Here is a 24,209-nt window from a genome sequence, read left to right as displayed (position 1 = left end):
ATATGTTCAATAAGAACATTGAAGAAAATAACCTCGACTGGATTGGTAAAGGTTATTTGAATGCGTTCTACGATCCCTATCCCAAAGAAGCGCAGGAAATTTTCTGGAAGCAAATTAACGAAAAAATTAAATCCAAGGGTTTCGATGCCTGGTGGTTGGATGCGGCCGAGCCGGATATCCACTCGAATTTGTCATTCACCAAACGCAAAGAGTTAATGAGCCGCGAAGGTGGCATTGCATCGGGCGCAGAGAATTTCAACTCTTACGCAATTCCCAATGCATCGGCAGTGTATAACGGCGAGCGTGCAACCAGCCCGGAGAAGCGTTCATTTATTTTGACCCGTTCCGGCTTTGGTGGAATTCAACGTACCGGCGCAGCCATTTGGAGTGGCGACACTTCATCGGATTGGAATAATTTGAAAGACCAAATTGCCGCAGGTGTTAGCACCGGTATTGCTGGTATGCCTAACTGGAGTTTTGATATCGGTGGATTTACACCGGAAGATAAATATCGTTGGGGTAATAAAAATGGTGGTGAAGCACTGAAGGTGCAGGACCTAAGACCGGAATTGGTTGCTGACTGGCAAGAGCTGAACGTGCGTTGGTTCCAGTTCGGCGCCTTCGTACCGCTGTTCCGCTCGCACGGCCAATATCCCTACCGCGAAATTTTCAGTCTCGCGGATGAAGGCACAGAGGTGTACAACACACTCGAATCCTACATCAAATTACGCTATCGCTTGATGCCTTACATTTATACATTAGCGGGCGATACCTATCACAAAAACGGCACCATTATGCGTCCGCTGGTGATGGATTTCCCGAACGATAAAGCGGGTTGGAATATCAATACACAATACATGTTTGGCCCGGCATTTCTGGTTAACCCTGTATATGAAAACAAAGCGCGCAGCCGCGATGTGTATTTGCCTGCAGGTACAGATTGGTTTAACTTCTACACCGGTGAGAAATTAACCGGCGGTCAAACTATTAAAGCCGACGCACCTTTCACGCAAATGCCATTGTTTGTTAAAGCCGGTTCAATCGTTCCAACCGGCGCAGCCATTCAACATGTAGATGAAGGTTTGAATACGCCTTTAACGCTGAATGTTTACACCGGCGCAAACAGCAACTTCGAAATCTACGAAGACGATGGCCGTTCGACTAAATACGAAGCAGGTGAGTGGGCACGTATTCCGGTTAGCTATGACGATGCAACGGGCACTGTCACCATCGGTGACCGCGTTGGTGGTTTCACTGGTATGGCTAATGAACGCAAAATCAATGTTCGCTTTATCAGTGGCGTCAATAAAGATGCTGCAAATTTCGACGCTGGAGTACAAGAGACAATTACTTACTCGGGTAAATCGGTAGCGGTGAAATTGGCTAAGTAATTTATTAGGAAGTCCCAGGGAAATGGACTTCTCGTCATACCCGCGAATGCGGGTATCCATAAAAAATAGAAAGCCCGGTCGCTTTAAAACGGCCGGGCTTTTTGTCTCATAAGCCTAGGCCATCCAAGGTGTATTTCAGTTAAGTCCAAGTAAGGTGCATCTCATTTTTCGTTGCCTATTCCCGGTTGTGAGTGGCTATCGCTGCGGCGGTTCAGCTTGCCAAGAGGAGAATCTGATCTAAGCTCAAACGTAAGCAGGACGTCCAAAACCGCAGGATGTGATAATCATCGTCTTGACTCATGAGCCTGGCGCGGCCACCCCTAAATAGCCCCTTCGCCGACCTATTGTCATTGCACGCCTACTTAAATTTCGGGTGTATTAATGTTTTTTAAAAATTATCAGCAACAAATCAACAATTTACAGAATCAATTGGAGCAAGAGCGGCAACAACACCAGAGTACAATCAGTGAGCTGCAGTTAACTGTCCAACATCAGCAAGCCGAGCTTGCATCGATTGCCAGTATTAATTATCAATGTACCGGCATTGCGCAAACCCAGCTACGCGGCGGGCAATTACTACACACCATCCGCGAGGGGCTTGCGACAAGTGCCAATAATTTAGTATCTGAAGGCAAGTCGCTGGTACAGATGGAGGAGACGTTCCTTCAATCGCAGGAGGCGATTGAGCAATTGGATTCTCGCGCTGTACACATTATGAAAAGTGCAGTGGAAAGTAGTGATAGCGCAGCGAACCTTGAACAATCTGCTGTCCAAATCAGCCAGCTTGTCACCAGTATTCATTCCATTTCTGATCAGACGAATTTATTAGCCTTAAACGCAGCGATAGAAGCGGCGCGAGCAGGAGAGGCAGGTCGAGGTTTTGCGGTGGTTGCAGACGAGGTTCGTCAGTTGGCAAAACGAGCGGGCGAGGCCAGCGAAAGCATTGAAAAATTAGTATCACATATTGTTCGGCAGGTTACCGATATAAGCAAATCATTGGCCGAAACGCAGGCGAGTGCCACCGATATTTCCTCCTCATCGCTGCAAATTAATGGAGCAGTTGGAACACTTATTACACAGTCAAAGCACTTACAACAGATAGTCAAGCACCATACTTCAATCTCTTTTTTAACTACAGTGAAATTGGATCACTCGGTGTGGAAAAATGATATCTATAAACGTATTCAAGAAAAACGTTTTGATGAATCAGTAACAACGCATACCCAGTGTCGGCTGGGCAATTGGTATTTCAACGGCGATGGCGCCGCGCAATATCAGCATCTTTCAAGTTTCCGGCAACTTGATCGTCCACATCAGGAAGTTCATGAGTCGGGGCGAGTGGCTTTGGCTGCAGGTGCGTCTGGCGATTACAGCGCAATGTCGGCGGCATTAATGACAATGGAAACGGCAAGCGAACAGGTCGTCGGTTTTGTGGATAAATTATTGTTGGAGTTGGATGCTCGTTAGATAAATAAGTGGTTTTGAATCCTAGTGAAGATAAAAGGCCCGATCATTGTAAAATAATCGGGCTTTTTGCTTTTTGCTTTTTGCTTTTTGCTGACAAGTGCGTAGCAAGCAGTGCTCTATTGTTGCGTTTTATATGAAAAATTTGAAATTGCAAAACGCTCGGACTCTATCTTTGATGGTATTGTGCGGCCATTGCCAAAGGCGTTTATATCCGAACCAAAAACTATGTCAGAAAGATTGCAGGTTAAAGAGGCCTCCAGCCTCATGGTGTTTCTTAGTGCGCAACTGCAAGGTTGGGCGCGCAGTAAAATTAAACAGCGTTTGCAAACTGGTTGTGTCAGCGTCAATGGCATAGCTATCACGCAGCATGATTATGCGCTTAGCGAAGGTGATCTGGTGGAAGTGGGAGCAACGGCCAAGGCTGCCAGTAGCTCACCATCACAACTGGAAATTTTATATTCTGATCGCGATATCATTGCCATTAATAAACCGGCAGGTTTGTTATCGGTAGGCAATGCGAAAGAAACGCAGCAACATGCGCTGGCAATTTTGCGCAATCAATTATCGCGCCGCACTCAACCCATAAAATTGTGGCCGGTAAACCGGATTGATCGCGATACATCGGGCGTTTTACTGTTTGCCACATCGCGTGAAATGCGTGAAGCCGTTATGAATAAATGGGATCAAGCCGAGAAGACCTATTTAGCGATTGTGGAAGGCTGCCCAAACCCAGCACAGGGAACAATTGATCAGCCTCTGCGTTTGGATGACGTGGAGTATCGCGTTCACGTTGGCGCGCATCCCGATGCGAAACCCGCTATCACCCATTTCAAAACAGAGCGCACAAACAATATGCGAACACTGTTGCAGGTACAAATAGACACCGGACGTCAGCACCAAATCCGCGCGCATCTATCATGGTTGGGTTATCCCGTGGTAGGTGATGAACGCTACGGCACTAAGGGTGATCGCATGGGTTTGCATGCGCTGAGCTTAACGATAATTCATCCAAAAACCGGCAAAGAATTAGTGTTTGAAACACCTGCACCTGCGGATTTTTTTGCGTTGATGAATCAAACTAAATTGAAAGCGGTGGATAAAAAGCCGGTTAAGGCTGCATCGCGTAAATAGAAGATTGAACCAACTCTGCGTGTTTTCGGTATTGGCTATCACGCAAAATTTGCGTGGTAATACCTTTGTCTAAAAACAAAACCCCACTTTTTTGAGTGGGGCTTCTGGTGTCTTCTAGAAAAGATTCTATTCAGAGCGACATGCGTTTTAGTTTTTTCATTTTTTCATGCAGTTTATTGGTAAAGCCAAGTGATGCACCAACCCAGCCACGTGCGGCATATCCGCCTGAACTGCCATTAGCAACAGCAAAGGGTGATGTTTCTCCTGGGAGCATTGCGGCGCCTGAACCCCCTCCATATGAAATGTGACTAGTAACATAGTTTCCATTCACCGGCACTATGTCTTCAATGACAGCGACGAGCTCTCCATTTTTTGAGTCTACCAACACGGCTTGCAATTTTAAAACTCCGACATTCGGCTCTTTTTTGGATGCAGAGATGGGTAGGATTTCCATCATTCGAATTTCCATCGCCAGCACATTGTCGCCGCCTTTATTTGTTAATTTAAACGCACTGGATTTTTTAAATTTATACTTGGCCGCATGGTCAAAATAATTACAGTACTCGTCCATTTGTTTAAATGACGATTTCATCCACGATTCGGCAGCATTTTTCTTGGCTTTTTCAGCAATTTTTAGCCGGTCAAAGGTGGTGGGAAATACAATTATTTGATTGTACTTTGAAAAATCCACGGTTTGATTGACGAAAAATTTTACGAACCCCGATTTTTCCCAATTGATAAATGTTTCTTTTTTGTTGGAGCGGGTTTCATTGTTGCCTGGATTCCTGTCTGCTGTACTGATGTAGGCTTCATCAGCTTTAGGTATGGATTGTTCTGCATCTATATCTGCAGTGATCTCATTTTTTTTAGCGGTTAATGGCTGTTTTACATACGCAGTGGCTGCTTTGGTCGCGAAGTCGGTCTTGGATAGTGTGGGAGCTACTGGTGTCGGCTTTTGCACAGGTTGTATTTCAGGCGCAGGCGCTGAAATTGCAGCTGGCTTTTGTGTCGGTGTTAGCTCTTTTGTTGTAGCGGATACTGTAGGTTTGGCTGGCTCAGGTATTGAAACTGGCTCTGGGGCTTTTACCATTTCAAGTTCTTGCTTCAGATTATTGATATTGGCCGTTGGACTGGGCAGTGCTTGAATATTAGCAGCCATAACCAATCCAAAAGCGCCGATGAGAGCGGAACTAAAAAATTGAAATGTTGTTTTTTCAGTTGGGAAATCCCCCAACAATCGTTTAACTCTGTTGAGTACTGAATATTTATTGGCGTTTGCGGCGAGCGCCAATTGATTGGCTAACCCTAACTCAGTAAGCTTGCCAAGACTGGTCGCGTATGTAAGTGGGCTGGTACAGTGAGAAACGGCCAGGTCATCACAAGCGTTTTCGCGTTCCTGGTCAATTTTATTTGACAGATAGCGAAGGAATGGGTTGAAAAAGAAAATACCATTAACCATGCATTGTAAAAGATTAACTAAGTAATCATTCCGTTTGATATGTGCAAGCTCATGTAGAAGGATTGCTTCTATATAGGCAGGCGAAAGATTTAATAACACAGATGGAGGTACTAAAATTACTGGTTTAAAAACACCGATAACGCAAGGTGAACTGACCAGTGTGGAGGTTTTATAAACTACTTTGGTGCTTGTACCAATGAGTTGTTCCAATTTCGAAAATTTCGCGATCCACTTTTCATCTAGACTCTGTGAGTGAAACTGAACTAATTTTTTGCACTGAATGTAATCTAGTGTTGTTCGGCAGAGATGAAAGAAAAATCCGCCCAGCCACACATATATAATCAGATGAAGGTTGCCATTAAAAAAATCAATGGCGCTGTCTAATGTATCTTGTGGTTGCTGTTGAGCTAACATTCCGGATGTGGTGGCAAGTAATTGATGCGCATCAGAAACGCTCGTGTAGTAATGAAAGAAGGTGGCTGCACTTACTAATGCACACAGGGAAAATAACCCGAGTGCAAATTGGTAACGCAGGGCAGAGCGTGTAGTAAATCGACTAAAACATAGATAGCAGAATGCAATAATGGCGAATTGCCAAACTGAATGTATTAGTGTCCAAGCTGAAGCAAATATAACGTCATTGGCGATTTGATTGAATAGTTCATTCATTTCCTTTGCTCTCCAATTTATTTAAATATTCTTTAATTTCACTGATTTCTTCATTGCTCACTTTTTCCTTCCCGAGTAACCGCATCAACAATTGGCTGCGTGATCCCATAAACGTCGATTCGATAAATCGACTAAGCAGATTCTCTTTAATTTCATCCTCCTGAAGTAATGCACAGTAAATGTGACTCTTGCCATCCAGGCGGCGATCCAGCCAGCCTTTCTGCGCCATTAGCTGCATAGTTTTAAGGGTAGTTGTGTAACCAATAGGGCGGAGTTTATTAAGCTCGTCGTTAATGAGCTGAACACTGGCTTCTTTGTGATGCCACAAGAGGTTCAGTATTTCCAGCTCGGCTTGTGTGGGGGTCGTCATGCAGTACTCCATCTACGATTGATTCCGTAGGAATTATGTACGATGAATATCGTAGACGCAAGCCATCCTCAATTAAAAAGTTACTTCTTTAATTTTTTATCTTGTTAATCAACGGGTTAATCGGGCATCGTAGGACCACAGCCGTTAAATTGCGATGCCTCCGGAGGAATGCTCTTTCAGCGGAGGAGCGTGCTTGCACTAATAAATAGCGAATAATCCAAAGCCAATTGGCGCCCGTATCAGTTCACTAATGTATAAATGGATAATCACTATGTTCTCCTTCTTCAAAAAAGACCCACTTAAAGAACTGAATAAACAATATCTGCAAAAATTGGAAGAGGCCATGCACGCACAGCGCAATGGCGATATCCGTTCATATTCGATGCTGACGAGTGAGGCGGAGGATCTTTTGAGGGAGATTGAGGCGCTGGGGAAAACAACAGAGGACTAATTCACTTGATGTAAATGGCACCACCAGGTCTCACATTCGAGCAGCTTTTCGTCCGAGAGTACAAGCGCAAACATCCTCAGATCTCGCATCCAGCCGTCCAAGTTGTATCGCAATGCTTGGACAGTTTCGACCGCCTTTTAAAACCATGTATTTTCTTTCTTCCATCAATAATCCAGTTCTAATGCGTGCGAAACACATTAAAAAAATTAGCTTCAATGTGTGCTGCCCAACAATCAAATGAATTTGATCGGCTTAGACTGCACGCAGCAGGTTGCGAATTGGCGACCGCTCATTAACTACTGGAGAGAAATGATGCGAACATCAATAAAACTATTTGGACTTGTTGTTGCGCTTAGCGGCGCAACAGCAATAGCGGCAGATAGCATTACTCATAATTCGTCATCGTCAGCTATGAAAGGGGCGGTGACAACAAATGCTGACAATACTGATCTGAACACCCGCGACAAAAGTGGTGACACGCTGACACCACAAGATCAGTCGAACTCCGAGTCAGACCTTAAAGTGCTCGCGGCTGTGCGCAGTGCAATCGTAGATGACGACAATCTTTCGACCGCCGCTCACAATGTAAAAATTATGGTGGCGAATGGCGCAGTTACATTGCGCGGTCCAGTAAAGAATACAAGTGAAAAAACCCGGGTTGAGGGACTCGCGCGCAAAGTCGCGGGAGTTGTGAGTATTGATAACCGATTAGATATCGACACTAACTAAACTTTTGGAGATTTATTATGAAAAATGCTGTTTATTGTATTGCTCAAACTCGCGAACAAGCTGAGACCATCGTCCATGGTTTAAAGAATGCTGGTTTTCCTAACACACAAATCTCCGTGCTTTTCGCCGATAAATCAGGTACGCGCGATTTCTCTCATGAACAAAATACCAAAATGCCTGAAGGTGCGACGACAGGTGGTATTGCAGGAATGGGGGCAGGTGCAGCTCTGGGTTGGTTGGCTGGTATTGGTAGCTTGGCCATCCCTGGTGTAGGTCCGTTTATTGCTGCAGGCCCCATAATGGCAGCGCTCGGAGGGGCGGCTGTTGGTGGCGCAACGGGTGGGATGATCGGTGGTTTAATCGGCATGGGCATACCTGAATACGAAGCCAAATTGTACGATGGCAAAATTCAAGGCGGTAATTCCCTGATCTCGGTTCACACCGAAAATTCTGACCAGGTTGTCGCTGTGAAAGAGATTTACAAGCGTGCCGGTGCTGAAGATATTCATTCCACGTCTGAAGCTAGTGCGCCGCATAAAGCGGCTTAGTTAAAAAACCAGACATGCGAATTAGCGTAATAAAAAAAGCGCGATTATCATCGCGTTTTTTTTATTAACTGCCTGACTTGGAAATATTTATACACGTCATTCGTAAAGAATTAATAATCTTTAGTCACACAAACCCATCCCACTGTTTTTTACCCGTAAAATACACCCCTATCCATCGGATGAGGTTGTGTTATGTCTGTTGAATTCTCGCTGCTTGAACTCGCCTCTGTGCGCATCAATGAAACTCCCTGCGACAGCTTTACGCATGCCGTGGCTTATGCCCAGGCAGCGGATGCCTTGGGGTTTAAGCGGTTTTGGTTGGCGGAGCATCACAATATGCAGGGCATTGCCAGTTCCGCGACGGCGGTGTTGATTGGGCATATTGCGGGGAATACCCAGCGGCTGCGGGTGGGTTCGGGCGGGATCATGTTACCCAACCATTCGCCGCTGATTGTGGCCGAACAATTTGGCACGCTTGCATCGCTTTATGGCGACCGCATCGACTTGGGGTTGGGCCGCGCGCCCGGCACTGACCCGGTTACCAGCCGTGCCTTAAAGCGCGATGATTCTGCAGCAGAAAATTTTGCGCAGGAAGTGCAGGTGATCCAACAATTATTGCAGCCGAGTTCGCCGCAACAGCGATTGCGCGCTGTGCCCGGTGAAGGTACTCAGGTGCCCATTTGGATTTTAGGTTCCAGCCTTTACAGCGCCGGACTCGCGGCACAATTAGGGTTGCCTTATTCATTCGCTGGACATTTTGCGCCCGCCCATATGCGTGCTGCACTTAAACGGTATCGCGCAGAATTTCGCCCATCAGCATATTTGGATAAACCCTATTTTATGTTGGGCTTGCCCGTTATTTGGGGCGAGACCAATGAGCAAGCGATGTTTAATTCATCCACAGGCTTTCAGCGGATAGTTGCTTTGTTTCGCGGTGAACCACTGTGGCTGCGACCACCGGTTGATATCGCGCAAATAGATTGGTCTGCTAATGAAAAAAATTCGGTAGAAGATTTTTTAGCGCTCGCCCAAATTGGTGATGAACTTCAAATTTTGGATGGCTTACAGCAGTTGCGCGATGAACTCGCCATTGATGAGTTTATGTTTACGATTGATGTATATGACCGCGATTTACGTATTCAAACGCTATCCATGCTCGCGCGCATTAAAGAGCATCTGCGTTAATAAGACATTCTGTCACAATTAAATACCAATAAAATCAGTCTCATAGTTCAGGTGTGCCACTTTTTATCGCACCTGAAACAGTCTGTGCAACCAGCCACTTTGCCGCGCGGCACAAACTGGCTAGCAAATCATTCTGCATCGCAGCTAGGCTCGTTCTTCCTTCACTGCGCGCTGCATTTCAGCAGCGCTGCTTCCCCATACTAATAATAGGAGAACGCCCATGCGACCTTACTTCAAACACGCTGCATTCTTACTCCCCTTTACGCTTTTAGGCGGGCTGGCATTTCCACCCTTGTGCTCAGCAGCGCGTTATCAGGCGGAAGATTTCACCGCTGCGTTTGACACCACCGCGGGCAATATCGGCAATGTATATCGCACCGGCAATGTGGATATTCAAGCGACCAACGATACCGGTGGCGGTTTTAATGTGGGCTGGATTGAGCCAACGGAATGGCTCAGTTTTAGTAATCTGGTGGTGCCAAGCACGGGCGATTATTTAATCAGCGCGCGAGTGGCCAGTGAAAATGGCGGCACCCTGTCATTGGATTTAAATGGTGGTTCCATCCCCCTTGGGCCCTTGGCCATCACCAGCACCGGCGGTTGGCAGAACTGGAAAACCTTTTCAAAAGTGGTAAAGCTGAATGCGGGTACTTATAGCCTTGGCGTTTACGCCACGACTGGCGGTTGGAATTTGAATTGGGTCGATGTGGTCTCTTGTCAGCAAACGGATTGCGGCCAGGCTATTCCTGGGCGCGTGGAAGCGGAGCGCTACAGCAGTTTTCTGGACACCACAGCGGGCAATACCGGCGGCCAGTTGCGTAGCGATAACGTAGATATTGAACTCAGCAACGATTCTGGTGGTGGCTATAACGTTGGCTGGATCGACACGGGTGAATATCTGCGTTACAGCGTGAACGTCAGCACCAAGGGCCGTTACAAAATTACTGCACGCGTTGCATCGCCCAACAGTGGTACCTTTTTCAAATTAAAACTCGATGGCCGCGACCTTGGAGGCCGCATTAATGTACCCAACACTGGTAATTGGCAAACCTGGCAGAACGTAAGTATTGAAGCATCGCTCGATTCGGGCGCGCATGAATTGGAAGCCTATTTTGAAACCGGCAATTTCAATTTGAATTACGTGGATTTTGAATACCTCGGCCCTAACGATAATTCCAGCAGCAGTTCAAGCAGTAGTTTCAGCAGCGCGGGAACCCTAAAAGTAATGACCTATAACGTGCGCACTACACCCGCTGGTGATGTGGGCGAACGCTTTTGGGATAACCGCAAAGCCGAACTGGTGACCGCCATTAAAACCCAATTACCGCAGGTGATCGGATTCCAGGAAGCCACGAGCGAGCAGCACGATTACATTCGTGGCAGCTTGGGGAGTAGCTGGTCTTCATCGCCGCTGCGACAAATTATTTATCGCAATGATGCTTTTGAAGAATTGCAAAGTGGCTATATCGAATTAGTCGCCGATGTGTGGGGCAGACGCACCAGTGAGTGGATAAAACTGCGCAGAAAAGCGGATAGCCGCGAGTTTATATTCTTTAATAATCACTGGGGCGTAGATGGAAATTCGCAACAGGGTTCGGCAAATATTATTCGCGACCGAATTGCGAGCCTGAATCAAAATTGGGCATTACCCACTATTTTACTGGGTGATTTAAATGCGGCACCTGGCAGTGGTCCGATCAATACGCTGATGAACCAAACACAACTCATCAGCCTATTTACCGGTAACACGTTTAATGGTTGGAATCCAACGCCTAACGTGCAACTGGATTATATTTTTGCCAGCAAATTTACCCTGTCGGGTTGTAATCTGATTACCTACCGCGAAGGCACTACGCCACCATCGGATCACTATCCGATTTTCTGTGAGGTGAAGTTTTTGTAAGGCGATGTTTTTTTAAGACCACAGTTTATGTCTGTATCCATACAAAGTTGACCTTACAGTTGCTTGAGTTGACACCTACAAATTATCAGACGCTTTTATTACTCCCGGTTTTTACTAGCCGGGAGTTTTTTCATTGAAAGTTGTGTTTCTGCTTGATTGTTGCCTCGGCCAAATGCGCATGCGCGGCCGACGTATTGTTTCTGTTGTCTTCCTGCCCAAACGAAATCCCTACAGGCTCTAGACCGGCGTATCTGTGGTAGATGCCGGTCGAATGGCATTTTTACCGTTTAGCGCTATGCTTCAGCTAGATTTATTTCTTGCATTGCTCGCCTTAAGGACTACTCACTTGCTCTCTGTCGCCATCATTGAAGATGATAAATCTGTCGCACAACTGGTCAGCTTATGGCTCGCGCCCTACGGTTATGAATGTCATTGTTTCGAGTCCAGTGAGGCTTTTTTGGCTTCCGATTGGCAAGCGCGAGAAATATCCCTGTTATTGGTCGATTGGCAGTTACCGGGGATTAGTGGTATTCAACTGACCAAGCAGTTGGTCAATGAACCTGCTTGCCCAGCGATTATCTTTGTTACCAACTTCGGGCGGGCAGACGATATTGCACAGGCCTTGCATTTGGGGGCTGACGATTTTGTCACTAAACCGGTTAATAAAAGTGTGTTGCTTGCCCGGATAAGAGCGGTGATGCGCCGTCGGGGTAACGACCTCAATGCGTTGAGCCCCGGGCTTGAGGTTACGTTGGTTCCCTCGTCGTTGGAGATAATCATTCGCAATGGTGGCCGTTGCCGCCTTTCACCCTCTCAATATCGAACGCTTGAATTTCTGCTGCGCCATGAAGGGCAAGTGGTAAGCCGCGAGGCGTTGAGCGAAGCCATTTGGGGTGAAGCTGAACCCGGTCAGCAGGGCCGAGCGTTGGATCTGTTAATAAGCCGCCTCCGCCTCAAGTTAGAAACTCTTCCTGATAACCCTGTGTCAATTGTCAGTCACTACGGCTTGGGTTACGCCTGCCATCGTGGCGGCGCGCGCTAATTCTGACAATTGATCTGATTTTTTCTGACAATGTATCCAATTGTATTGCGCGAAGGTGATTTTTCTTTCGTGCTCCATTGTATACAAAACTCTTCCCTCTACACTCTCAACTGAGAGCACCTAAGATCATTAAATTCTTGAGCGTATCTTCGTGAATGAGTAACTCGACGCAGATACTGCCCAATCTTTTATTCTATCTGGAAGAAGAATTTAATAACTCACATAACTGTAAAGTTTGCATCGCTGTTAATTATTAATACAGGAATGATTCACAATGAAAACCTTTCACAAGCTTGCATTGATTGCTTTATTGCCCTGTATATTTTTGATGTTTCTCGGCTATCGTTCCATTTCGGTACTCGATGCGGAACACGCCAGCATCACCACCATTTATAAAGATCGTGTTATTCCGCTGCGAGACTTAAAATTAGTCGCCGATGCTTATGCAGTTGCAGTGATCGATACAGTGAACAAACTCAATGCAGGATTAATGCATCCTGATAGCGCTAGTAAATCGTTAATGCAAGCCAAAATAGATGTGGAAAAACTGTGGAGTGGTTATAAAAAAACCTATTTAACGCGCGAAGAAACATTCCTCATGGAATCAGTTGATCGCTTGTTGCCTGCTGGCAATATTGAAATCGACCGTGTGCTCGCAAAAATAGCGAGTCTGCAAGGAGCGGCGGCAGGTCAGTTTGATGAGTTTGATGGGAGCCTTTATTCCGTCATAGATCCTATTAGCGAAGGTGTGACAAAACTAATCGATTTGCAGTTGACTATTGTTGATGAAGAATATCAGCGATCCGAGAAATCGTTGAGCACCGCAAAGCTGGTAACCATATCACTCACGCTAATAAGCATTGTTGCCAGTATTGGCTTGGGCGCTACGATTGCCACTCAGTTAGTGCGTCGTATTGGTGGGGAGCCTGATGAGGTTGCCTTGACCGTGCAGAAAGTTGCTGATGGATGGCTTGTAGTAAACCTCGCCCATCAACCACCGGCAAATAGCATTATGCATGCAGTGTTGGACATGAGTAAGAAGCTTCAGGAAACAGTATACGAAATCAGACGCGCGTCTACAGAGCTTGAGGAAGCTTCGCACGAACTAGCCGAAAGTAGTCGCCGCACCGCCGAGGAATTGGATATCCAACAGCAGCAGACACAGCAAGTTGCAGCGGCTATGAATGAAATGACGGCGACAGTAGCGGAGGTGGCATTGAATGCACAAAATGCATCAACTGCGACACGCGCAGCAGATGAACAAACGACGGTTGGTGAAGCCGCCGTGCTTCGCTCTATTCAAGCGGTTTTGGATTTATCCAATGAAGTTGAACAAACGTCAGGTGTTATTACCCAACTAGCGATGGACAGTAGTGAAATAGGTAAAGTGTTGGAGGTCATTCGCAGCATTGCTGAACAAACCAACTTACTTGCGTTAAATGCAGCAATTGAAGCGGCACGTGCCGGAGAGCAAGGTCGAGGGTTCGCAGTGGTAGCTGATGAAGTGCGAACGCTGGCAAGCCGCACGCATAGCTCTACTCAAGAAATTCAAGCGATGATTAGCAAAATACAAAATGGTATTAGCAATGCAGTTAATGTAATGGAAACTAGCCGAGGTGAAGCGGCAGAGACGGTAGGATATGTAAAGCGTACGCAACAAATTCTGGCCGATATAAAGCAATCTGTTTCGCAAATTAACGGAATGAATTTACAAATTGCGACAGCAGCTGAAGAGCAAAGTATGGTGGCGGAAGATATCAATAGAAGCGTAGTCAGCATTAACAACGTTACCGACGTTGCCGTCAGTGCAATTGGACAGGTCGAAAATTATGCTCAAACATTGGCTGCAGTTTCTCAGCACCTCCATCAACGTGTTAACTTTTTCAAGCTGGATGGGCAGCCGAAAGAAAAAAAGGCATTCGAAACATTTTCACGAACCAGAATGGTGAGCGTCTGAAATAGTTGTATGAAAAAATAATCGGTCTCTTTTTTGTAATAGATATGCTAATAAAAAAGCCCACTCGGTTACATAGGAGTGGGCTTTTTTAGTCACAAAAGTTGTGTAACTTACTTTGGATAATTCAACACTATATTCACGCGGCGATTTTGCTGCTTGCCTTCTTCGGGAGTGTTGTAAGCAACACGGCGTGTTTTACCAAAACCTTCCGCTGTTAATCGCGTGCGATCAATATTGAATTTCTCTACTAGATAATTCACCACGTTCGCAGCGCGGCGTTCGGATATCTCTTGCGCTTTGTCCATCGATGCCAAGTCAGCTGCATGACCCTCAACATGAGCAGTTACGTTAGGATTGTCGCGCAGGTAATTCGCCGCTTTCTCCAAATCCGCATGGTAGTCGTCTTTCACTTCGACACTGTTCGCATCGAATTCGACCAACGCGGCGATTGTAATTCTGGCTTCCGGTAGCGATAGACCGGCTACATCTTTTACACAATCGATAGTGGTATTAATGCGGCGGTTATCGCGCTTACCTGCCTCTGTGTCATTGGTGGATGCCGGCTCTGCCTCACCGCGTGCAACAGTAGAGATACGCGATGCATCAATTTGTTGACCGACCAGATATTGAAGCACGCTGTCAGCGCGGCGCTGTGAGAGTTGCATATTGAACTGATCGTTGCCGACGTTATCGGTGTGGCCCTCAATAACTGCTTTGGTGTCAGGATATTTTTTGAGGAAGGCACCGGCAGCATGCAAGCGCTCGGTTTCTGCACGTGTAATATCTGCACGATTAATTTCAAACTGGATCTCCAGCTTGCTGCAATAATCTTGCTGCGCAACAATTGGGTCTTCTTTTGGTGGCGGTGCGGTGCGGCGCGATCGCCAAAGCGGTACACCAAACCCACTGAATATAAATTCACGCTGCCATGGTCACCGAGCATATCTTCAATGCGATAACGCTCTGCTTCTAGTCTTGCTGATAAACGCTCGGTGAAGGAATATTCCAGACCCGCACCAAATTTGTAGCCGGTGTCTTTATCATCACGGGAAAGCGATGCCGCCAAGCTTTCGGTGCCGACAAAGTTTTCTTCTGTCTCGTAACGAAATGCACCTACGCGACCAAACGCTGATAAGCGCTGGGTCAGTGGCCATGTTCCCACCAGGTCAAGGTTATAACCTTTGTAACTGGTAGCGCCGGTCATTGTGCCTGTATCAGGTGCGCGGGCAACCTTTAGGCCGAAATCACCAAGGTCGGCGTAACCGGCTTCAAGTGCGATGTGGTCATTAAATTGATAACCCACAAAAAATTTGTAGCCACGATCAGAATCTTCATCTTCTAAATCAGTTAAACCGCCGCCAATAATGCTGTTGGCAATTTTTCCGTCATTAATACTCTCTAATGTACGACCATAGTTTCCACCGATATACCAATGGCGAGGTTCAGCGCGGAAATCAAATCCACCCTGTGCGGTTTTATCAGTTTGGGAAAACGCAAATGGGCTGGTGAAAGCAGCCGATAAGCCAATCACGTATGCAAGATATTTGTAGCGCATCGATGTATGTATTGTTGGGCGTACCGTTACTGCTGATGCCTCAAAGGCGAAGAGTTCTGGTTTCATGCCTTGCTCCAGGAGTGTTCTGCAAAGTTGATGCAGTAGGAAATCATCCTCCTCCCGATCAAGTCGGGAGAAGCTCTCGGAGGCTAGTATTGCGGTGGAATAAGTGATGGTTCGGTGCGGTGACAAACATAATGCGTTTTCATCTTCACAACAGGCACACAGATTAGTGCGCGCGGTTGATTGTGTTCGCGATGTTCAGGCCAGGTGTTTAAGTGGTTTGCACAGGTGGCCAGAAATGAGCTGGGCTGTCAGCGTTGTTAGTAAGTTATTTCATCAATGACTAGTTCGCTCAATGCCAATTGCTTGCTTTTTTTCCAAGCGGGTAGGGCATTTTTATTGATGTATTCCACGTAGGTTTTTTGCCGATAAGGCTGTTCAAATTGTTGATGCAGTTGCGCGAGCAAGAGCGCGGCCTCTAGCGTTGCAGCATATTCACCGCTCATGTTGCCTTGCTTAAATGCCGCTTCGGCTTGAGTTTGCGCCAAGGCATAATTTTTCTGATTGAAATGAATTTTTGCGATGTAAAAAAGCTCGGCGCCCGATAGTGTGGTTTCTGTGGCGAACACGGCAAAGGCGTCCGGCCAGCGCTGTTGGTCGATATAGAGATTAACCAGATGTTCCTGTGCACGCTCTTTTATCCAGGCATCTTGCTCGGGAGTAAAACGTTTGAGCGCTTGCCAGAAAAAGTGTTCTTTCTGCGTTTTGTCGTCGGTGAACATGCCTGCAATATCCTCCAGTAGTGCATAGCTTTCACTGGGAAATTGGTGCTCATCCAAAATTGCCTGCGCGCGTGAGAGGTATAGATCGCGTTTATCGGCACGGTGTAGTTTGTAACTAAAAATGGACAGCAGCCGCAATATTTGCGCTTGCTGCTCGGGCGCTGTTGCGGTTTCTGCCAAGGTCAACGCGGCCAATAATTTTTGCTCAATTGCATCAAAATTTTTCTGGCGGTAATAAATATAGGTGTAGTGCTCCAGCACCCTGCTGTGCAGGAGCGGGTCATTAAACTCTGCCGCTAACGCGACTGACTTATCCAGCAGTGCGAGGTATTGCCCGGCATCTATCTGATCCAAACTCGCGAAGGCTTGCGCGCGCAATGCCAATGCTTGATAGGGAATGTTCCGCGCGCTATTGGCTTTTTGTTCAAGCTCGACGGCGCGCAAACGGGCGGTATCGACATCACCCAGATAGAGTGCGTTGTCGATAAGGCGATACAGCATGGGCAGATCGTCCGGGTGTTCGCTGCAGAGCAATTGCAACTGCGCATCGATCAAGCGTAAATCATTACTTTCCCACAACACGGTTAGCGGCGCCGTTTTGCTGAGCAGGTCGGCAACCTTGTTGGCTAATTCAGTAGGCGTTTGTGCCATCAAATATCCCTGCCATTGGCGTTGGCGCCCTTGCAACACAAACGACAAGACGAGTTGGCCATCTACCTGCCGCACGCGCCCGCTGAGCAATAAATTGGCGGTGATGGTTTGATTGTACAAATTTAAAAAATGCGCAGGCTCGGCCGCAACCTGATGCGGTGAGTGAGTTGACGGTGGCAAATGTGCAACTAGCGATGGTGTTGTAGTTAGCTGCGCAATTACCGCCGTTTGTACTTGCTGGGCAATATCCAGCGCGCCGGAATGATGTGCATCGAGCATAAATGGCTGCACCACAATATGGGCTGGCGCACTCGCTACACTTTTCGGAGCAACAGCGATGTGTTTGAACAATAGCGTCAATCCCACCATTACCAATGCGGCACATGACCAGAGCAAACCTTTGTAAGACCGCGGGTTTTTGTTGGCGACGATTCCAGCGTTAGCGATTGCAGTAATTTGATCATCCCGTTGCGGATTTGCGTGCGCTGGCGCCTGTGTTAAAGCGAGTTGCCATTGGTAGCCTTTTTTGGGAAAGGTTTTTAGCGCGTCTTCACCAAACACATTGCGCAGGTTGCTAATCGCTTGAAACACCGCCTGTTCCGATACGACTTTGCCTGCCCACACATTTTCCAATATGGCGTCTTTGCTAAATACCTGTTCGGGGGCGGCTAAAAAAAATGCGAGCAACTTGGCCTCGTTGTTACGAATAGCGAGTGGCTGCCCATTTTTGCTGAGCAACAAGCTCAGGCTATTAAAGTGAAAGTCAGAAAAGTAATAGTCCATGCAGGGCACAACATCGTCTTGGTAGAAGCGGGGAATTTTACACCGCTTTAGGCACAGGGCGCGGCGGGCGCCGGCCGTTATCGCCCGCTAAAAATCTATAGTTTTTCTATAAAGCGACAAAATCAGCAATTTAATAGGATTTTGTCTTCCCCTCCTTGCTCAAATCGCCAGCAGTGCCGCTTGGTCGGCCGGGGTAAGCACAACCACGCCTATGGGTATTTGTGCTGCTGTTTAATTCATCATGTTAATAAGGAAGCGATTATGTTTTTTCCCCTCACAGCTGCGCGCCTCAAGCGGCTCAGCCATTTGTCACTGCTATTGGTTGTTACCCATGCGGCATCGGTATTGGCCGATGCTGCGCCCATCGAACCGGTGATGGTGAATATCCCCGCCGGGCAACTCACCCTCCACCCCAACACCACGACCAAAAAAGATGGCACGGTAGTGACTACCGGTACCGAGGTGGCGACCCTGGACATCAAACCTTTTCGTTTAGCTAAATATGAAGTGACGGTGAAAGAATTCGGGCAGTTTGTGGCCGCCACCAATTACCCACTGGCTACCAGTTGCAGGCAAATGGACAGTAAAAAATGGTTTGCCGAGCGCCCCGGCAGCTGGGCAAAAAATAAACATTCATCGAGCGAGTTTGAGCCAGTGACTTGTATTGGCTGGGCGGCGGCGCAGGCATATGTGGTGTGGTTGAGCAAAGAGACGGGCAAACATTATCGCCTGCCGAGTGAAGTGGAGTGGGAGTATGCGGCGCGAGCCGGAACCACAACCGATTATTTTTGGGGTGACGAGGCAACCCAAGCCTGCAGTTTTGCCAATACCGCCGACCAAGCGGCTGAGGCAGCGATCAAGCGCGACTACGATGGTTTGGAATCCAAAGACCATGTAGGTGTGCTGGCCTGCAATGATAAAACCGGTTACGCCAGTGTGGTGGGTATCTACCAACCGAATGCGTTTGGTCTCCACGACATGATTGGCAACATTAATGAATTTACCCAGGATTGTGCCAATGAGACCTATCCCGGTGAGGCGACTGATGCGAGGGCGCGTAACACCGGCGATTGCAGCAAGCGCATGATCCGCGGAGGCTCCTGGCACTGGGAACCCTTTGCGATGACCAAACGCACGCCGTGGAGTGTGGATTTTATCGGCGCGCTGGAAGGTTTTCGTATCGCCGAGGATCAGCCCACTAAATCCAGCTGCGAAAACACGCCGCCGGAGCAGCGTGAACGTAATCGTCAATTTCAAAAAGCTTTAACAAAAGCACAGAAAGCGGTGCGTTAATAGATGCGCCAGATACACATCTGGCGCTGCACTTGTTACGTCCGGTAACGCTCAAGCCAGTGAGCATAAGGAGCAGGCAATACCCACGCCGATTTTTCTACCCCCAATTCTTTTGCCGCAAAATACGGCCAATGCGGATTCGCCAAATGCGGACGGCCAATCATGACTAAATCCAATTGTTTATTGGCAATGGCTTGTTCCGCTAATTGTGGTGTGCTGAACCCCCAAGCAGATGACACTGGCAGGTCAGCCGTGTTGCGAACTTTTTCGGCGATAGGTGCGAGGAATGCGGGTGCCCAGGGGATGTTGGCATCGGGTGTGGAGAAACCGACGCTCACGCTCAACATATCCAAACCATTCTTGCGCAATTGTTTGGTGAGTTCGATGGATTCTGCGAGCGTTTCTTCATCGCGGCCATCATATTCAATTACACCGAAGCGTGCGGTCAGCGGTAAATTTTCTGGCCATTCAGCGCGCACGGCGGCGAGTGTTTCCAATAAAAAGCGGCTGCGGTTTTCAACGCTGCCGCCGTATTCGTCGGTGCGTTTATTGGCGTGGGTTGAGAAAAAACTTTGCGCTAAATAGCCGTGCGCAAAATGCAATTCCAGCCATTCAAAACCAGCGTCACGGGCGCGTTTTGCCGCTGCAGCGAAATCCGCGCACACGCGTTTGATATCGACGATGCTCATCTCGCGCGGTGTTTTATCCAGATCGCCACCGAAGGCGACCGCTGATGGAGAAATGGTTTCCCAGCTGCGCGGATCATTTGCGGGAATGTGGTCGTCGCCTTCCCAGGGGCGATTGGCGCTGGCTTTGCGTCCGGCGTGTGCAATCTGGATTCCGGGAACAGCGCCGGCTTTTTTAATGGCGCTGGCGATTTGTGCAAGACCTTGGGCGTGTTCATCACTCCACAGACCGAGGCAGCCGGGAGAGATGCGGCCTTCAGGCGATACCGCCGTTGCTTCAACAATCACCAAACCTGCACCACCGCGCGCAATGCTGCTGTAGTGCGCAAGATGCCAGTCGTTACTTAAGCCGTCGGTCGCCATGTATTGGCACATTGGCGGCACGGCGATGCGGTTGCGCAATTCAACACTCTTCAATTTAAAGCGGGTAAATAATTCAGACATGTGTGTCTCCAAAAAGCAGGCGTTGCTGCAAATGTTCGTCGAATCAAATTCGTGAGTGCAGAGTAACCGCTCTTCAGGTATATAAAAATTTCTATTTTCTTATGATTGCCATCATGAAATTTTATATCTGGAGTTGGTGATCAATGATGAGTGATTAATAAGTGATTGAAAGCTGACTGATGGGAGATAAAAAGTGGCGGGTTAGTCAGTAATAAATAATTCAAATAACAGGTCGCGAATCCAGCGCTGTGCCGGGTCTTTGTGGGTTCGCTCATGCCATGCCGCAACTAGTGCAAAACCTTCAACGGGAAGTGGTGTTTCTTGCATTGCCAGTCCATCCAGGTGTTCAACTAAACGTTTGGGAACGACAGAAATCAAATCGCTGGCACGGACGATATTGGTCATCACCAAAAAGGATTTTACCGAGAGCATCACTTGTCGTTCGCGCCCGATTTTTGCCAAGGCTTCGTCGGTTGCACCGCTGAAGCAACCGCCGTTGTAAGAGAACAGTGCGTGTTCAAGACGGCAGAATTCATCGAGCGATAAAGGGGCTTTTGCAGCGGGATGTTCCTTGCGCATCACACACACATATTCTTCGTCGAACAAACGGCGCGCATGTAAATCGGGCGGACTATTCGCCGGGCTTAACAACACTAATTGCAGATCGCCGCGTTCCAGTTGCGAATGCAAACTTTCGTTTTCAATTGGCAAGAGTGCTACGCGGATATTCGGGGCGCGCTTTTTCAATTCCAACACAAAAGGTACGGCGACTGCTTGTAAGGCATAGTCGGTCGCGGCGATGGATAGGGTCATGCTGGCAGTGAGCGGATCAAACTCGGTGGGTGTTAGCAGTACAGCGATTTCTGCCAGTACTTGTTTGACGGGCGCTGCCAATTCCAGCGCGCGCTCGGTCGGCACAATGCCCCGTTGTGAGCGCACAAACAGTGGATCGTTAAAGCTTTCACGCAGGCGGGTCAGCATGCCACTCATCGCCGGTTGAGTGAGAGAGAGCCTTTCTGCCGCGCGGGTTACGCTGCGTTCATCCAAGAGGGCATCCAGTGCTTTCAATAAATTGAGATCGATATTTTTTATGTCGCGCATGCCGCCACGCTCTGTTTATGCTTGGTCATTTTCCAGCATGCTAGCACTTATATCTTCCACGCGTGTACAGCCCGATAACGCCATCGCCACGCGCATCTCTTTGGCAAAAATATCGATCACTTCTTTGACTCCGCGTTTTTGTCGTGCTGCCAATGCGTAAACCCAGGGGCGGCCGATCATCACCATTTTGGCGCCCAGCGCCATGGCGCGGACAATATCCAGACCCGAGCGCACGCCGGAATCGAGTATCAGGCTGAGGTCGTCGCTTACGGCATCGGCGATGCGCGGCAGGGCTTTTATTGAGGAAAGTGCCCCGTCCAATTGGCGGCCGCCATGGTTGGACACGATCAAACCATCGCAGCCGATAGTGGCAGCTTGTTTGGCGTCGTCGGCGTCGAGAATGCCTTTGATGATGAAGTGGCCGTCCCACTCGGCGCGGATGCGGTCGATATCGGCCCAGGTCACTTTGGGGTCAAAGTTAGCGCCCAGCCAACTCCAGAATTCATCGATGCCAGCGTTTTCGCCGAGGATAGGTGCAATATTGCCCAGTGAATGGGGGCGACCGAGCAGTCCGACATCCCAGGCCCAGTGTGGTTTGGTAAGCACTTGGCCGACGCGGGTGAGTTTGCGCTGCAACAGGCTGCCGCCCGATAAACCCGAGCGCATATCGCGGTAGCGGGTGGCTGGCACGGGCATATCGACGGTAAATAGAAGGGTGTTGGTTCCGGCGGCTTTGGCGCGTGCGAGCATTTCGCGCAAAAAGCCGCGGTCGCGGATCATGTACAACTGGAACCAGATGGGGTTGTTAACACCTGCGCGCACCTCATCAATCGAGCAGGCCGATACGGTCGATAAGCAAAAGGGGATACTGGCCTCTTCCGCCGCCTGCGCCGCTTGGACTTCACCACGCCGCGCATTTAAGCCAGCGATGCCAACGGGCGATAGACCGAGTGGCAGCGAAAAGGTCTGGCCGAACAGTGTAGTTTCAGTCGATATGCTGGATACATCGCGCAATACCCGCTGGCGCAGGGCAATCTGTTGCAGGTCGGATTGGTTGTTGCGCAGGGTGGTTTCGCTAAAGGCGCCACCGTCGATGTATTCAAATAAAAAGTGCGGTAAACGTTTGCGGGCGAGGCTGCGATAGTCGTCAATATTGGCGAGGATCATGGCGATTAACCTAGTGTAAAAAAATGTTATAGTTTCATTGACTCTATGTTAGCATCTTTTACTTATAAACCATTTTTTATATGCGATCTGTGTTGCGTAGAAATGATGTGTTGCTAGAGTAACTAAAATGCCACTATAAGCTCGATCAATAACGGGCACTCTCCATCCTAATAATGACAATGTGGAGCCTTGATGAACAATAACGGTAAATCCGTAAACCTGTTGTTGCCGCTGATCCTGATCATCAGCCTGTTCTTCTTATGGGGCATGGCGAACAACCTTAACGATATCCTTATCACCCAGTTCAAGAAGCTATTTACCCTGTCGGATTTCAAAGCCGGCTTGGTGCAATCTGCCTTTTACACCGGCTATTTTGTCTTCTCGATTCCCGCTGCCCTCTGGATGAAACGCTTCGGCTACAAAGCGGCCGTGGTGTTTGGCTTGCTGCTCTATGCGGCTGGCGCCTTTCTGTTTTATCCCGCTGCTGCCCAGCGCGAATATGTGCTGTTTCTCGGCGCACTCTTTGTGATCGCCAGTGGTTTGGCATTTTTGGAGACCTCGGCCAATCCATTGATTGTTGCCATGGGCGACCCGGCGACCGCCGAGCGGCGGCTCAATTTTGCGCAATCGTTTAATCCCTTTGGTTGCATTGCAGGGATTCTGATCGGACGCGAATTTATCCTCTCCGGCAACGAGCCGACGGTTGAAGAGCTGGCGGTGATGAGTGCTGAACAGCTGGAACAGTTTTACCAGTTTGAATCCCATGCAGTGCAGGGGCCTTACCTGGTGATTGGTTTGATCGTGCTGGCCTGGGCGCTGGTGGTATTACTGGTCAAGTTCCCGCGTATCGCCACGCAACCTGCTATCGATGAAACCGGCAGTTGGGCCGACTACAAAACCCTGCTACGCAATGGCGAGTTTATGTTTGGCGTGGCGGCACAGTTCTTTTATGTGGGCGCGCAGGTGTGTATTTGGAGTTTCCTGATCCGCTATGGGCAGGAAGCGGTGCCGGGCACGGGCGAGAAAACCCTCGCTAATTATCTAATGGGCTCACTAGTGGTGTTTATGGTTGGCCGTTTTGTCGCGACGGCGCTCATGGGGCGTTTCCGCGCTGCCTGGTTGATGTGGCTGTATGCGCTCGCCAATATCGCTCTTTGCGCTTACGCGATGCTAGTTCCCGGCCATACTGGCCTGCTCGCACTGGCAGCGACCAGCTTCTTTATGTCACTAATGTTCCCTACCATTTTTGCCTTGAGCATCAAGAATCTGGGCGCGCGCGCCAAGGCAGGCTCATCGCTGGTGATCATGGCGATTATCGGCGGTGCCGTACTCACGGCGGTGATGGGGTTGGTATCGGATCTGACCAGTATCCATTCCGCCGTCGGCGTACCGCTGGTGTGTTTTGCAGTAATTGCGCTTTACGCACGCAGCCGCGATAAGGC

General features: G+C 48.4%; 19 protein-coding genes and 2 pseudogenes. 13 read left to right on the top strand and 8 right to left on the bottom strand.

Going from position 1 to position 24,209, the window contains the following annotated elements; all coding sequences use genetic code 11:
- From ACWA6V_RS01730 to ACWA6V_RS01715, 4 genes and pseudogenes are all read left to right on the top strand, one after another.
- Positions 1–1,391 (top strand): glycoside hydrolase family 31 protein (locus ACWA6V_RS01730; RefSeq protein ID WP_449520890.1); only part of this gene is annotated, 1,391 nt, incomplete at its 5' end.
- Between the two features lie 780 nt (positions 1,392–2,171).
- Positions 2,172–2,438 (top strand): annotated as a pseudogene (locus ACWA6V_RS01725) (methyl-accepting chemotaxis protein); the annotation flags it as partial.
- 90 nt (positions 2,439–2,528) lie between these two features.
- The gene (locus ACWA6V_RS01720) at positions 2,529–2,858 is read left to right on the top strand and encodes a CZB domain-containing protein (RefSeq protein ID WP_449520891.1); all 330 of its coding nucleotides are present in this window, start codon (positions 2,529–2,531) and stop codon (positions 2,856–2,858) included.
- 225 nt (positions 2,859–3,083) lie between these two features.
- Positions 3,084–3,989, top strand: a complete 906-nt coding sequence (locus tag ACWA6V_RS01715) for an RluA family pseudouridine synthase (RefSeq protein ID WP_449520889.1) — start codon at positions 3,084–3,086, stop codon at positions 3,987–3,989.
- A gap of 130 nt (positions 3,990–4,119) precedes the next feature.
- Here ACWA6V_RS01715 and ACWA6V_RS01710 read toward each other — a convergent pair whose 3' ends face one another.
- Together ACWA6V_RS01710 and ACWA6V_RS01705 are read right to left on the bottom strand one after the other, a co-directional pair.
- Complete coding sequence (locus ACWA6V_RS01710) at positions 4,120–6,117, bottom strand: M56 family metallopeptidase (protein WP_449520888.1); 1,998 nt, start codon at positions 6,115–6,117, stop codon at positions 4,120–4,122.
- Positions 6,110–6,487 carry a BlaI/MecI/CopY family transcriptional regulator gene (locus ACWA6V_RS01705; protein ID WP_449520887.1) on the bottom strand — a complete coding sequence of 126 codons (378 nt, stop codon included), beginning with the start codon at positions 6,485–6,487 and terminating at the stop codon, positions 6,110–6,112. The genes ACWA6V_RS01710 and ACWA6V_RS01705 overlap by 8 nt, the downstream gene beginning before the upstream one ends.
- Positions 6,488–6,758: 271 nt before the next feature.
- Here ACWA6V_RS01705 and ACWA6V_RS01700 point away from each other — a divergent pair, with 271 nt between their 5' ends.
- From ACWA6V_RS01700 to ACWA6V_RS01670, 7 genes are all read left to right on the top strand, one after another.
- Positions 6,759–6,938: a DUF6435 family protein gene (locus ACWA6V_RS01700; RefSeq protein ID WP_449520886.1), complete on the top strand. Its 180-nt coding sequence runs from the start codon at positions 6,759–6,761 to the stop codon at positions 6,936–6,938.
- Positions 6,939–7,157: 219 nt separating this feature from the next.
- Positions 7,158–7,667 carry a BON domain-containing protein gene (locus ACWA6V_RS01695; RefSeq protein ID WP_449520885.1) on the top strand — a complete coding sequence of 170 codons (510 nt, stop codon included), beginning with the start codon at positions 7,158–7,160 and terminating at the stop codon, positions 7,665–7,667.
- A 17-nt stretch (positions 7,668–7,684) separates the two neighbouring features.
- Positions 7,685–8,215 (top strand): hypothetical protein, encoded by a 531-nt coding sequence (locus ACWA6V_RS01690; RefSeq protein ID WP_449520884.1) that lies wholly within the window; start codon positions 7,685–7,687, stop codon positions 8,213–8,215.
- 192 nt (positions 8,216–8,407) lie between these two features.
- Positions 8,408–9,400 carry an LLM class flavin-dependent oxidoreductase gene (locus ACWA6V_RS01685; protein WP_449520883.1) on the top strand — a complete coding sequence of 331 codons (993 nt, stop codon included), beginning with the start codon at positions 8,408–8,410 and terminating at the stop codon, positions 9,398–9,400.
- A gap of 220 nt (positions 9,401–9,620) precedes the next feature.
- Positions 9,621–11,303, top strand: coding sequence for a carbohydrate-binding protein (locus ACWA6V_RS01680; RefSeq protein WP_449520882.1), 1,683 nt, complete (start codon positions 9,621–9,623; stop codon positions 11,301–11,303).
- A gap of 295 nt (positions 11,304–11,598) precedes the next feature.
- Positions 11,599–12,345: a response regulator transcription factor gene (locus tag ACWA6V_RS01675; RefSeq protein ID WP_449520881.1), complete on the top strand. Its 747-nt coding sequence runs from the start codon at positions 11,599–11,601 to the stop codon at positions 12,343–12,345.
- Between the two features lie 274 nt (positions 12,346–12,619).
- Positions 12,620–14,302: a methyl-accepting chemotaxis protein gene (locus ACWA6V_RS01670; protein WP_449520880.1), complete on the top strand. Its 1,683-nt coding sequence runs from the start codon at positions 12,620–12,622 to the stop codon at positions 14,300–14,302.
- Positions 14,303–14,412: 110 nt separating this feature from the next.
- Here ACWA6V_RS01670 and ACWA6V_RS01665 read toward each other — a convergent pair whose 3' ends face one another.
- The 3 genes and pseudogenes from ACWA6V_RS01665 to ACWA6V_RS01655 form a co-directional block, all read right to left on the bottom strand.
- A complete protein-coding gene (locus ACWA6V_RS01665) occupies positions 14,413–15,060 on the bottom strand; it encodes an OmpA family protein (protein WP_449520879.1) in 648 nt (215 codons plus the stop codon).
- A 134-nt stretch (positions 15,061–15,194) separates the two neighbouring features.
- Positions 15,195–15,857, bottom strand: a pseudogene (locus ACWA6V_RS01660) (outer membrane beta-barrel protein); the annotation flags it as partial.
- Positions 15,858–16,180: 323 nt separating this feature from the next.
- Positions 16,181–18,076, bottom strand: coding sequence for a winged helix-turn-helix domain-containing protein (locus ACWA6V_RS01655; protein ID WP_449520878.1), 1,896 nt, complete (start codon positions 18,074–18,076; stop codon positions 16,181–16,183).
- A gap of 261 nt (positions 18,077–18,337) precedes the next feature.
- Between ACWA6V_RS01655 and ACWA6V_RS01650 the strand changes: the two genes are divergently transcribed.
- A complete protein-coding gene (locus ACWA6V_RS01650; RefSeq protein ID WP_449520877.1) occupies positions 18,338–19,369 on the top strand; it encodes a formylglycine-generating enzyme family protein in 1,032 nt (343 codons plus the stop codon).
- Between the two features lie 35 nt (positions 19,370–19,404).
- Here ACWA6V_RS01650 and ACWA6V_RS01645 read toward each other — a convergent pair whose 3' ends face one another.
- From ACWA6V_RS01645 to ACWA6V_RS01635, 3 genes are all read right to left on the bottom strand, one after another.
- Positions 19,405–20,499 carry an NADH:flavin oxidoreductase/NADH oxidase gene (locus tag ACWA6V_RS01645; RefSeq protein WP_449520876.1) on the bottom strand — a complete coding sequence of 365 codons (1,095 nt, stop codon included), beginning with the start codon at positions 20,497–20,499 and terminating at the stop codon, positions 19,405–19,407.
- Positions 20,500–20,700: 201 nt separating this feature from the next.
- Entirely contained in the window at positions 20,701–21,600 is a 900-nt protein-coding gene (locus tag ACWA6V_RS01640) for a LysR family transcriptional regulator (protein WP_449520875.1), read from the bottom strand.
- Positions 21,601–21,615: 15 nt separating this feature from the next.
- Positions 21,616–22,767 (bottom strand): L-lactate dehydrogenase, encoded by a 1,152-nt coding sequence (locus ACWA6V_RS01635; RefSeq protein ID WP_449520874.1) that lies wholly within the window; start codon positions 22,765–22,767, stop codon positions 21,616–21,618.
- 192 nt (positions 22,768–22,959) lie between these two features.
- Between ACWA6V_RS01635 and fucP the strand changes: the two genes are divergently transcribed.
- On the top strand, positions 22,960–24,209 hold a 1,250-nt coding region (gene fucP, locus ACWA6V_RS01630; RefSeq protein ID WP_449520873.1), incomplete at its 3' end, for an L-fucose:H+ symporter permease.

This window comes from Cellvibrio sp., from assembly GCF_053579595.1.
This window is presented reverse-complemented; position numbering and strand designations above follow the sequence as displayed.